Source organism: Marinococcus salis (genome assembly GCF_054971365.1).
Window position 1 is genome coordinate 1 of record NZ_JBQOJB010000031.1, and the last position, 12,952, is coordinate 12,952.

At 43.2% G+C, this 12,952-nt stretch carries 10 protein-coding genes; 9 read left to right on the forward strand and 1 reads right to left on the reverse strand.

The features are described 5' to 3' along the window. A partial coding sequence (locus ACTTK6_RS15360; protein ID WP_462833881.1) for a TIM-barrel domain-containing protein occupies nt 1–1,169 on the forward strand: 1,169 nt, incomplete at its 5' end. Nucleotides 1,170–1,227: 58 nt separating this feature from the next. Here ACTTK6_RS15360 and ACTTK6_RS15365 read toward each other — a convergent pair. Then, nucleotides 1,228–2,397: an ROK family transcriptional regulator gene (locus tag ACTTK6_RS15365; RefSeq protein WP_462833889.1), complete on the reverse strand. Its 1,170-nt coding sequence runs from the start codon at nt 2,395–2,397 to the stop codon at nt 1,228–1,230. A gap of 178 nt (nt 2,398–2,575) precedes the next feature. Between ACTTK6_RS15365 and ACTTK6_RS15370 the strand changes: the two genes are divergently transcribed. The 8 genes from ACTTK6_RS15370 to ACTTK6_RS15405 all read left to right on the forward strand — a co-directional run bounded on the left by ACTTK6_RS15370 (nt 2,576) and on the right by ACTTK6_RS15405 (nt 12,751). Next, nucleotides 2,576–3,814 carry an ABC transporter substrate-binding protein gene (locus ACTTK6_RS15370; RefSeq protein ID WP_462833882.1) on the forward strand — a complete coding sequence of 413 codons (1,239 nt, stop codon included), beginning with the start codon at nt 2,576–2,578 and terminating at the stop codon, nt 3,812–3,814. 6 nt (nt 3,815–3,820) lie between these two features. After that, nucleotides 3,821–4,771: a carbohydrate ABC transporter permease gene (locus tag ACTTK6_RS15375; RefSeq protein ID WP_462833883.1), complete on the forward strand. Its 951-nt coding sequence runs from the start codon at nt 3,821–3,823 to the stop codon at nt 4,769–4,771. Further along, the gene (locus ACTTK6_RS15380; protein WP_462833884.1) at nt 4,768–5,589 is read left to right on the forward strand and encodes a carbohydrate ABC transporter permease; all 822 of its coding nucleotides are present in this window, start codon (nt 4,768–4,770) and stop codon (nt 5,587–5,589) included. Before ACTTK6_RS15375 ends, ACTTK6_RS15380 begins: the two co-directional genes overlap by 4 nt. 16 nt (nt 5,590–5,605) lie before the next feature. Next, entirely contained in the window at nt 5,606–7,936 is a 2,331-nt protein-coding gene (gene yicI / locus ACTTK6_RS15385; RefSeq protein ID WP_462833885.1) for an alpha-xylosidase, read from the forward strand. Nucleotide 7,937: 1 nt separating this feature from the next. Then, a complete protein-coding gene (gene xylA, locus ACTTK6_RS15390; RefSeq protein ID WP_462833886.1) occupies nt 7,938–9,272 on the forward strand; it encodes a xylose isomerase in 1,335 nt (444 codons plus the stop codon). A gap of 16 nt (nt 9,273–9,288) precedes the next feature. Further along, nucleotides 9,289–10,773, forward strand: coding sequence for a xylulokinase (gene xylB / locus ACTTK6_RS15395; RefSeq protein ID WP_462833887.1), 1,485 nt, complete (start codon nt 9,289–9,291; stop codon nt 10,771–10,773). A 185-nt stretch (nt 10,774–10,958) separates the two neighbouring features. Further along, nucleotides 10,959–11,696, forward strand: coding sequence for a ThuA domain-containing protein (locus ACTTK6_RS15400; protein WP_462833888.1), 738 nt, complete (start codon nt 10,959–10,961; stop codon nt 11,694–11,696). Then, a complete protein-coding gene (locus ACTTK6_RS15405; RefSeq protein ID WP_094907828.1) occupies nt 11,696–12,751 on the forward strand; it encodes a Gfo/Idh/MocA family protein in 1,056 nt (351 codons plus the stop codon). The genes ACTTK6_RS15400 and ACTTK6_RS15405 overlap by 1 nt, the downstream gene beginning before the upstream one ends. Nucleotides 12,752–12,952: the final 201 nt, after the last annotated feature.

Consider the following 12,952-nt stretch of genomic DNA (forward strand, 5'->3'; position numbering starts at 1 on the left):
TAACAGAGGGGCAGATGTTTTTTCATTTCTTTTTATCAAGCACATATTTTTCAAGAACATATTTTGGTGTTGAGCCTGAATTAATGGTTTCAATTTGGCCAACTGTAGACACCAAAAGTGAAAATTTTGAAGAAATGATGAGAGAAGGGCATTTGATTCAAGTAGAAAAGGGTATCCCTATTGCTATGGATTTTATGGGGAACACTTTATATTACGATGCCACCGACCCTTCGGCCAGAGAATATGTATGGAATAAAGCAAAGAAAAATTATTATGATTTAGGTATAGAAACTTTTTGGCTCGATGAAGCAGAGCCTGAGTACTCTGTATATGATTTTGATAATTACAGATACCACATTGGGCCAAACGTACAGACAGGAAACTATTATCCGGTAGGGTACGCCCAGACCTTCTACGAAGGGATGAACGCGCAAGGGCAGGAGGAAATTGTTAATCTGCTCAGGTGTGCCTGGGCAGGCAGTCAAAAATACGGTGCCTTAGTTTGGTCAGGAGATATAGATTCGAGCTTTGAAGCTTTGCAAAACCAGTTTGCCATAGGGCTAAACATGGGGATGAGCGGGATACCGTGGTGGACCACAGATATAGGTGGTTTTCACGGTGGAAATCCTGACGACCCAGACTTCAGAGAGTGTGTTATCCGCTGGTTTCAGTACGGGGCGTTTTGTCCGGTCTTTCGCCTTCATGGTGACCGTGAGCCAAAACAGGAACCTCTGAGTAATGAAAGAGGAGGCATGTGCCCTTCAGGAGCAGACAACGAGGTTTGGAGCTACGGCGAAGAAGCTTATGAAATATTCAAAGAATACATGCAGATTAGAGAAAATTTAAAACCATACATTAGAAAGTTAATGGAGGAAGCACACGAAAATGGTGCTCCTGTTATGAGAGCTCTATTTTATGAGTTCCCTGACGATCCTGACTGTTGGGAAAATGAAGACAGCTATATGTTTGGAAGCGATATTCTTGTTTCTCCAATCCTTAACCATGGTCAAAGAGAGAAAACAACATACTTTCCGCTGGGTGAACATTGGAGAAATATTAATGATGGAGAGGTATATGAGGGCGGAAAAAAAGTGAAAATTGATGCCCCGATTCACTCAATGCCTGTGTTCGTCAAAGTTGGAAGCGTTACAGAAAAATATTTTAAATGAATGTATTAAAGCAAAGCTCTGGATACAATTATCCGGGCTTTGCTTTTTTATTATTATATTATTGAACGCTTACTTTATCGCGGGTTAAAAAGACGTTAGATGCGAATGCACTGCTTCCTAAAGCAGAAGAGAGCGGCCCCAATTCTGAAAAAGTAATGTCTAAACGTTTTTTATAATAAGACAACAAGCGTTGATCAAGCACTTTATCTATAGGATGGTGAAGCCACTTTTCCAAACGTGCAAGTCTATTACCTATAACAATCTGTTCTGGGTTAAAGGTATTGACGATATTAACCAGGCCGAGACCAAGGTAAAAACCAACAGTGTTGATTATTTTTAAAATAGCATCATTGCCATCTTCAGCTTGTTGGATGACCTCTTCGAGCGTCAGTCTTTTTCCGAAAGCGACATAAACTTCGTTCAAAAGCGTTTCTTCTGAACTATACAATTCCCAACAGCCTATATTGCCGCATCGACATTTCTTTCCGTTTGTTTCAATAGAAAAATGTCCAACTTCTCCCGAGAATCCGTTGTTCCCCTGATATAGCTTATCCTCAATTATTATACCTGCTCCGATTCCAATGCCAACACTGACATATATTAAATTCTGGGAAGCGCGCCCAGCCCCGAATATTTTTTCGCCATATGCCCCGGCCTTAGCTTCATTTTCAATAACTACAGGTATTTGAAATTCTTTTTTTAATTTTGCTTTCAAATCAACATTTTCCCAGCCCAAATTAGGAGCAAAAAGTACCCATCCATTTTTATCTACTAGCCCTGGCACCCCTATGCCTACCCCTACAACGCCAAATGGACTTTTAGGAGCAGCCTTTATTAATTCAGTAATCAAGCTGTGGAGTAAAGGATAAATGCTTTCATAATGCTTGTTCACCATTGGGAATTCACGTTGCTGTACAATGTTTCCCTGTAAGTCTGTCAAGACACCTAAGATGTAATTAACCCCGAGATCCAGGCCAATAGAGTACCCCGCCGTGTGGTTAAAGTAAAGCATTACAGGCTTCCGTCCCCCGCTGGATATCCCAGCACCTACTTCTTTTGTTAATTGTTCATTAATAAGTTCGCTTACTAAACTCGAAACAGTAGCTTTGTTCAAGCCGGTTTGTTTTGAAATTTCAATTCGTGAAATCGGGCTGTGCTTTTGAATGCTGCTTAAAACAATAGACTTATTGATTTGCTTTACGAGCGACTGGTCTCCTGTCCTCTCCATGACTTTCACATGCCTTTCCGAATCTTTATTTACTTAATAAACATAGAATTAAATACTCTTATAAAAACACTATATATTGTTTTTATCTATAGATCAATAAATTGGTAAAATAACATTGACAACGCTTTCAATATATTAGATACTTTGTTTAACGACAAAACTTACTTAAGGAGAGAATATGAAAAAACGTATGGTAGGAATTAGTACATTATTACTGGGAGGTCTTCTGGCGGGCTGCGGCGGAGAAAGCGGCGGTGGGAGTTCGGAAGCTGAAGGAGAAGTGTTAGTTTGGAATTACTTCACCGGAAAACAAAAAGAACTATTTGATGAATTAGTTCAGGAATATAATGATTCTCAAGATGCCGTTACTGTTACTTCTGAATACGTTCCGTTTGACGAAATCAAAAAACAGTTGTCTGTTGGTTCAGCAGGTGACAGTCTTCCGGATATGGTTTTTGTAGATACAGTGGATAACGCCGCTCTGGCTTCTCAAGGTGTATTAGCGAATATTTCAAATGAAGTAAATGAGTGGGGGGAACAGGAAAACTTCCTGGAAGGGCCAATGAAATCGACAGTCTACGAGGAAGAACATTATGGTTTGCCGTTCGCGAGTAATGCTCTAGGTTTGTTTTACAACGAAGAAAAACTGGAGGAAGCCGGGTTAGAAGAACCACCTGAAACATGGAAAGAATTAAGCAGTTATTCAGAAACGTTAACCACAGGCGAAACAACTGGAATGGCCTTATCTGGTGTTAAATCGGAAGAATCAACCTTTCAATTCTACCCTTTCCTGCTATCTAATGGCGCTGACTATCAATCTTTAGATTCTACGGAAGCGAAAGAATCACTTGAAGTTTTAGACGATTTAATTGAGGACGGATACATGAACGACGGTGTTGTTAATGCGACTCAGGATGACTTAGCACGTCAGTTCGGTACTGGAGAAGTGGCTATGATGGTTAATGGGTCCTGGAACATAGAAAGATTAAAAGAAGAAAATGAAAACTTAGAATTTAGCATTGCACCTATTCCAGCACCTGAAGGAAAAGATTCAGTCTCTACATTGGGCGGAGAAAACCTGGCCTTAGTTGAAGGAGGAAACCAAGAGCAGGCATGGGAATTTATGAGTTGGCTTTTGGACCCTGAACAGTTAACTGACTTCACAGCTGAAACAAGCACTTTTCCTGCAAGAGAAGATATATTAAACGAAAGTGACAATTGGAGTGAAGATAAACATTTGAGTCAGTTCATCCCTATTTTAGAAAACGCTCAACCAAGAGGGCCTTCCCCTAATTGGCCAAGCATTTCTTCACCTATCCAAGTGGCTATACAAGAATCGTTTACTGATTCAAAAACTCCAGAAGAAGCCCTGGAAGAAGCGGCAGCTAAAGTAGAAGAAAATACTCAGGAGGAGTAGGTGAATATGGCAAATACGACTGCGAAGAATTATGAGAACAAAGCAGAAAAGCAGAGTATCTGGAAAAAAGTTTTAAGCAATTGGCAGGGATATTTATTTGTTCTTCCAGCAGTAATTTACATGCTGGTGCTTATTGGATATCCCCTGATATATAACTTAATTCTTAGTTTCCAAAATGTGAATTTAGCAGTTTTTAACGCCGGGGGTGCAGAATTTGTAGGGTGGCAGAACTACGCTTCGCTATTCCAGCAGGACGTCTTTTGGATATCCCTGAAAAACACCATGGTATACACGATCGGAAGCGTTGTCTTCCAGTTTGTATTAGGATTTCTTTTAGCTTTATTTTTTAGTATGAAATTTAAACTGGCCTCTTTTCTGAGAGGCGTAATGATGGTCAGCTGGTTGATTCCTTTAACAATATCCGCATTGCTGTTTCGGTTCATGATGGGTGCTGATGGAGGAATTGTGAACCAGTTCCTGCTTTCAATAGGACTGGTGAATCAACCAATTGAATGGCTGACAAGTCCGGATATTGCTTTATGGACGATTATACTGACAAATATCTGGGTTGGAATTCCTTTTAACATGCTCCTGCTTTCTACCGGATTGAGCAGTCTTCCAGAAGAAATTTATGAAAGTGCCAGTCTGGACGGAGCAAATATATTCCAAAAATTTTATCATCTAACTTTGCCGCTATTAAAGCCAGTAATACTAGTAGTCATGATGCTCGGTTTTATCTATACTTTTAAAGTTTTTGATTTAGTATTCGTTATGACCGGTGGCGGGCCGATTAATTCAACAGAAGTATTATCTACACTTGCGTACCGTTATTCATTCGATGATTTTGAATTTAGTATGGGTGCTGCATCAGCTAATATATTATTTATCATCTTATTTGCTATTAGTCTCGTATATTTATGGATGATTAATAGAGATAATAAGGAGGCAGGACAATGACCGGTAAAAGAAAAGAATGGCTCCTAAACATAATCGGAGTGATTATCGTCTTCATATTTTTGTTTCCTTTTTTCTGGATGATTATCACTTCGTTTAAAACTCAAAGCGAAATATTTCAGGTGCCGCCGACATTTTTACCATCGGAATGGAATATTTCGAGTTACCAAAGCATTTTTGCAGACGATGTATTAAGGAACTTTTTTAATAGCTTTTTAATAGCTTTTACTACGGCGATTTTAGTATTGGTATTGGCTGTGCCTTCTGCTTATGGACTTGCAAGGTTCAAGATAAAAGGCCTTGGCTTTTTCATTCTTATTTTCCTTGTAACCCAGATGCTTCCAGCCACTGTAGTTCTTACCCCCCTGTTCATTATGTTTAATCAACTGGGCATATTAAACACTTATTTAGGCCCGATATTAGCAGCAGCTACATTGGGCGTGCCTTTCTCTGTGCTGATTTTAAGAACATTCTTCCTGGACATTCCTTATGAATTGGAAGAGGCAGCCACTATCGATGGAAGCAATAAGTGGCAGACATTTATTAAAATCATCGTTCCACTCGCTACTCCAAGCATAATTGTTTGTGGAGCTGTTTCCTTTTTCTTTGCCTGGGGAGATCTGATTTTCAGTATTACCTTTAACAGAAGTCAGGAATTATGGCCACTGACAGCTGGTATATATAATGCTATTGGAAGATATGGAATTGAGTGGAACTCGTTGATGGCGTTTGCAACTATTTCAGCGCTTCCCGTGTTAATTATATTTATTTTACTGCAAAAACGTTTGGTTAAAGGTTTGGCAAGCGGAGCTGTTAAGTAATGATGGAGGGACTTATATGAAGTTTTCGGATGGCAATTGGCTGACCAGGGAAGGGTATCAACTGTATCATCCTAACCATATCACTGATTATGAAATTTCGCAGGAAGAAGTAATTATATACGCTCCGTGTAAACCAATCCCTGATAGAGGAGCTACGCTGGATGGCCCGCTGTTAACATTAAAAATATCTTCTCCAACGAGTAACGTACTCACAGTAAGAGTGTCACACTTTTTAGGAGGATTGGAAAAGCGGCCAGAATTAGAATTTATGGAAAAAAAGCGTAACGAATTAACAGTAAATGATAGTGATGAATGCTTAGAGATTATGACTGGCGATTTAAAAATGAAATTAAACAAGCAGCGTTGGCTGATAGAATACTTTAATCAGGAACGAAAGGTAACAGAAAGCCAAAATAAAAATCTCGCGTATATCAAACATGTTTCTGGAAAAAGTTATATGAGAGAACAATTAAACATCGGTGTAAGTGAACATATTTATGGTTTAGGAGAAAGGTTTACTCCCTTTGTGAAAAATGGACAATCTATTGATTCATGGAACAAAGATGGGGGCACCAGCACGGAGCAGGCTTATAAAAATATCCCTTTTTATGTTTCAGATCGGGGATATGGTTTGCTGGTGAATCATTACGAAAACGTTTCTTATGAAATAGGCTCTGAAGAAGTGTCCAAATCACAATTCAGCGTTGAAGGTGAAGAATTAGAATACAGCATTATTAACGGCCCAGAGCCTAAAAAAATTATAGAAAATTATACAGATCTGACTGGAAAACCAGCTTTGCCGCCGAAGTGGTCTTTTGGATTATGGTTAACTACTTCATTTACTACGAATTATGATGAAGAAACAGTAAATCATTTTGTAGATGGAATGAAATCCAGAAACATTCCTTTAAGTGTCTTTCATTTTGACTGCTTTTGGATGAAAGAATTTGAATGGTGTAATTTTGAGTGGGACGAACGATTTTTTCCTGATCCAGAAGGAATGATCAAACGACTTAAAAATAAAGGACTATCCATATGTGTGTGGATTAATCCTTACATTGCGCAAAAATCCCCTTTATTTCAAGAAGGAAAAGAAAAAGGTTACTTTATTAAAACCAAAGACGGCGACGTATGGCAATGGGATTTGTGGCAGGCTGGACAAGCAATCGTTGATTTCACTAACCCAGAAGCAAAAAAATGGTATCGAAGCAAGCTGGAAAAGCTGCTGGATATGGGGGTAGACAGTTTTAAAACGGACTTCGGTGAACGTATACCAGTCGAAAGCGTAACTTATTACGATGGTTCTGACCCAGACAGGATGCATAACTACTATGCACAGATTTACAATGAAACGGTTTTTTCTCTGCTTAAAGAAAAAAAGGGGAAAAATGAAGCGGTGGTGTTTGCCCGGTCGGCAACCATAGGAGGACAGCGTTTCCCTGTTCACTGGGGAGGGGATTGTTATGCTACCTATGAATCCATGGCCGAAAGCTTACGCGGAGGATTGTCCCTGACTTCTTCCGGATTTGGATTTTGGAGTCACGATATTGGGGGATTTGAAAACACTGCAAGTGCCGACCTTTTCAAACGCTGGACTGCTTTTGGAATGCTTTCTACTCACAGCCGTTTACACGGCAGCAGTTCTTACCGGGTCCCATGGCTGTTTGATGAGGAATCGGTAGAGGTTACGAAATTTTTCGCAGAGTTAAAAAACAAATTAATGCCGTATTTATATAACGAAGCCATACACACGTCCGTAACAGGCATCCCTATGATGCAGCCTATGTACATGACATTTCCGGATGAAAAAGAAACTACGTATTTAGACACACAATATATGCTAGGGGATGATTTATTAGTAGCTCCTGTATTTAATGAAGAAGGCACTGTGGATTATTATTTACCTGAAGGAAAGTGGACAAATTATTTCACTAAACAAACAACACTTGGGAAACAATGGTTGAGACAGCATTGTGATTACTTCCAGTTACCGTTGTATGTACGTCCTCATACCTTGCTTCCGATTGGAAGTAATAAAGAGCGGCCAGACTATGACTATAACGACCACGTCTGTTTTGAACTTTACGAGCCAGAATTAAATAAGCCTTGCACAAGAAAAATTAAAGACAACGAAAATAATACGCTGTTACATGTAGAAGTATTAAAAGAAAATACCCGCATGAAAATAGTTTGTACACATAATGAACATAATACTGACTGGTCGGTATTGTGGGTGAACAGTCCAAAGATCTTCTGGGCAAAGGGAGCAAAAATTAAACAAAAAGATAATGGTTACCTGATCACACCTGAAAATAAAGAGATTTTCATAGAATGGGAGGAATTATAAAATGCAATCATTTCAAAACGTACCAGCGATCAACTTCGAGGGCCCGGATTCGGCTAATGACTTTTCTTTTAAGCACTATGACAAGGACGCGACCGTTATGGGGAAATCAATGGATGAATGGCTCCGCTTTTCAGTAGCCTACTGGCATACGCACACCTTTGGCGGGGAGGATCCGTTTGGCGGGCCGACGATGGAGCGTTCGTATCAGAAATACAACGGCATGGATCTTGCGAAAGCACGGGTGGAGGCGAACTTTGAACTTTTGAATAAGCTGGGCATCACCCGGTTTGCGTTTCATGACATTGACATTGCCCCGGAAGGTGATTCTTTAAAAGAAACCTATCAAAATATTGATACGATCACTGCGATGCTGAAGGATAATATGAAAGAACACGGCATTGGTCTTCTGTGGAATACAGCGAATATGTTTATGGACCGCCGGTTTATGCACGGGGCAGCGACGACAAACAATGCGGACGTCTATGCCTATGCCGCAGCTAAAGTAAAAAAACAGCTTGAGGTGGCGAAAGAGCTGGGTGCGCAGAACTACGTGTTTTGGGGCGGCCGGGAAGGCTACGAGACTCTGCTTAATACTGATATGAAACGCGAAATGGATAACCTGGCACGCTTCTATCACATGGCGGTGGATTATGCGAAAGAAATAGGTTTTGAAGGGCAGATGCTTATTGAACCAAAACCGAGGGAACCAATGAAGCACCAGTACGACTTTGATGTTGCTACAGCCTACGCGTTCCTGCAAAAATATGATCTCGACAGTCATTTTAAAATGAACATTGAATCAAACCACGCCACGCTTGCCGGCCATACATTTGAACATGAACTCCGCTACGCGAGAGAAATGGGCATTCTTGGCTCTGTGGACGCAAACCAGGGCGACCTGCTGCTCGGATGGGACACTGACGAGTTCCCAACTGATATCTACGATGCGACACTTGCCATGTACGAAATTCTGAAAAACGACGGCCTCGGTACCGGCGGCTTAAACTTTGATGCCAAGGTGCGGCGCCCGTCCCATAAGCCGGAAGACCTGTTTCACGCGCATATTGCGGGAATGGACACCTTCGCGTATGGATTAAAAGCAGCCTCCCAGCTGATCGAAGACCGTGTATTTGAAAACATCGTGGAGGAGCGATACAGCAGCTTTGATAAAGGGGTGGGAAGTGACATTCTCGCTGGGAAAACAAGCTTTAAAGAACTCGAAGCTTACGCCCTTGAACTCCAGGAGCCGATCGAACATCAGTCGGGTAAACAGGAGCTTATTAAGGCAAAACTGAACCAATATATTTTAAACGCAAACAATACAGTTAAAGTTTAAGCAAAGAGGTGCTGGCATGACTTATGTAATCGGAGTCGATTTAGGAACGAGCGCAGTGAAATCGCTTCTTGTGAATAGAAGTGGCGAAGTGACAGCATCGGTATCAAAATCGCTGTCTGTCCAACAGCCGGCAGCAGGGCGTTCCGAGCAGAACCCTGATGAATGGGTGGAGCAGACGGAAGCATCGATTCAGGCGCTGATGGAGAAGACAGGCATCAAAGCAGAAGAAGTAGAAAGCCTCAGTTTTTCCGGCCAGATGCACGGCCTCGTCCTTCTCGATGATGCCGGGCGTCCGCTGCGCCCGGCCATACTCTGGAACGATACAAGAACATCGGAGCAGTGCGAAATGATCCGCCGTATGATCGGGGAGAACGAGTTGATTGAGGCGACGCAGAACACCGTTCTCGAAGGCTTTACTCTCCCTAAAATGCTCTGGGTGCAGGAGCATGAGCCGGAGGTATGGAGCAGGGCAGCATCCTTCCTGTTGCCAAAGGACTATGTCCGGTACCGGCTGACGGGCAGCATGCAGATGGAGCTATCGGATGCAGCCGGCACGCTTCTGTTGGATGTGAAGCGGAAAACATGGAGCCACGCGATGCTCGAGGGCTTTAATCTTTCCTCCTCCTTCTGCCCACCGCTGATTGAGTCACACGAAAGCGCCGGCAGACTGACGAAGGAAGCAGCAGCCCGAACAGGACTGCATAACAGGGTAAATGTTATTGCAGGCGGCGCTGATAATGCCTGCGGTGCTTTAGGAAGCGGTATTACAGAGCCCGGGGAAGGCCTTCTAAGCATTGGGACGTCCGGAGTGCTCCTGGTACCGGATCACGGGGAAGCAGTGCCAGATGGACGCCTGCATTATTTTAACCATGCTTCGGAAGATCAGTATTATTATATGGGCGTCACGCTTTCTGCCGGAAACAGCCTGCAGTGGGTGAAAGACAATCTGTTTTTTGACGAAACGATTGAAGAACTGGTCGAACGGGCCTCTCAGGTGCCGGCAGGAGCAGATCATTTATTGTTCGCCCCGTTTCTAACTGGAGAACGGACGCCGTATATGGATGCAGGCATCAGGGGCAGCTTTATCGGGCTTGACATCCGTCATACAAGAGGGCATATTGTCCGCGCGGTCATGGAAGGAATCACGTATTCGCTAAAGGAGTCTCATGATATTATTCTTCAGCAGGGGTTTCAGGTAAATTCCCTTGTGTCCATCGGCGGGGGAGCAAAAAGTTCCTTCTGGCTTCAGATGCAGGCCGATGCTTTTGGCTGCCCGGTGCGCAGACTGGCACATGAACAAGGGCCGGGGCTCGGGGCAGCAATGCTTGCAGCCTATGGCGCAGGATGGTTTGCAACGCTCGAGGAATGCAAAAAGATATTTGTAAACGAAAGCGAAACATTTTATCCGGATCCGGATCAATCATTGATATATGAAAAAACGTTTCAGGCTTATAAAAAAATATATGCACAAACGTCGCCGTTTACTGTACAGAGACTGTAATGAACAGGCAAAAGTCTTTTCAGGCTTTTGCCTATTTTATTAAAGAATAATTGAAGATTGCGATCCGAAACGTTTTGGATTACTATGGAGGGGAAGTAGGTGCCCAACTCATAATAGGCACAAATATTTTTAGTTGGTTTTGGAAACGCCTTCAGAAGATACTTAACTACCAAAGGAGGAACGATATGAATATTACAATCTGGAACGAAAACAGGCATGAACAGAAAAATCCCGCCGTCTCCGAAGTTTATCCGAAGGGGATCCACGGAGCATTGGCTGAATTTTTAACGGAAGAAGCGGGCGTTGTACGGACGGCTACACTCGACGAACCAGAGCATGGACTCACGGAGGAAGTGTTAAACGATACCGATGTGCTGCTCTGGTGGGGCCACATTGCCCATGACGAAGTCGAAGACGATATTGTCCGGCGTGTCCAAAAACGTGTACTAGATGGCATGGGGCTGATTGTGCTTCATTCCGGCCATTTGTCGAAAATATTCCGTACGCTGATGGGCACAGGCTGCGATTTAAAGTGGCGGGAAGCAGATGAACGTGAGCGTCTCTGGGTGGTGGAGCCTGGGCATCCGATAACCGAAGGAATTGGAGAGTATATCGAAATGCCGAAGGAGGAAATGTATGGTGAGCATTTTGACATTCCGGCACCGGATGAACTCGTGTTTATCAGCTGGTTCGAAGGCGGGGAGGTTTTCCGAAGCGGGGCAACGTTCACCCGGGGACGGGGGAAGATTTTTTATTTCCGTCCAGGCCACGAAACGTATCCCACCTATTACCATCAGGACATTCAAACAGTAATCAAAAACGCAGTTCAGTGGGCTGGGCCGAAAAATACCCCGGCGCCCGTTTATGGTAATGCCAAGCCGCTTGAAACCATTTCGAGTAAAGATGTGGAGGAAGAGAATTAATGGATATATTGCAGATAGGTATCATTGGTGCAGGGGGCATTGCCCAGGGCAGGCACATTCCTGCTTTCCAGCTGATCGAAGACGCGCACGTAGCTGCTGTTTTTGATACAGACTTCAAAAAAGCGGAGAGAGCTGCCGAAGCATTCGATATCCCGGCTGTGTGTGGGACAGTGGAAGAGCTGCTCAAACAGGTAGAAGCAGTAATTATCTGCACGCCGAACAAATTTCATGCAGAGCTTGCCGTACAGGCGCTCGATGCAGGAGTCCACGTGCTTTGTGAAAAACCGATGGCAATGACCACTGCCGAGTGCAGAGATATGATTGAAGCATCCGAACGCTCGGGGGCGGTATTAACGATTGGTTATCATTACCGTTATATGCAGGAATCCCGCACGGCGAGACAAATGGTGCAGGAGGGCGAAATTGGCGATCCGCTTGTCGTACGTCTGCAGGCGATGCGAAGGCGAAAGGTGCCTGGGTGGGGGGTTTTTACAAACAAAGACCTTCAGGGCGGCGGCAGCCTGATGGATTATGGGTGTCACCTGCTTGATCTTTCGCTATGGCTGCTGGATGACCCCCGGCCGGTTGAAGTCAGTGGAAGAACTTACGACCGTTTAAGTAAAACGCCCGGCCAGATTAACGAATGGGGAGCTATTGATGCTGAAAGCTTTACCGTAGAGGATCATGTGACCGGCTATATTACATTTGAAAATGGAATGACGCTGCTGCTCGAATCGTCCTGGGCTGCGAATATTAAAGAAGATAAAGAGGAGCTGAGCATTTCCGGGGTTGACGGCGGCCTCCAGGTCTTTCCGCTTGAGCTTTACCAGTCGAAATACGGCTCTATGATGAGTACAGAGCCTCACTTAACAAACCCGGAGCGCGAGGACGTGCTGCAGGCGAAAAATTTCACAGAAGCGTGCCTCGGGCTGGCGGAAATTGTTGTCAAGCCAGAGCAAGCCCTTCGTGTTACCCGGATTATTGAAGCTGTTTATGAAAGCAGCAGAACTGGAAAAAGCGTACGTCTGGACAATGTGTATGCCGACGAAGTATAAGCATCCGAAGGGGTGCTTTTTTATTTACTTTAAAACTGTTCTTAATAAAAAATTTTTATAATTTTTTAACTTTTAAGTTGCAGGTTTGAAAACAAATGTTGGTCATAGAAGTAAATATTGGAATTTATATCCAATATCATCCGCCTGATGATTTTGTGGGTCAGGCCACGCGGTAGGCGTCATACACGCTTTCCAGGGTCG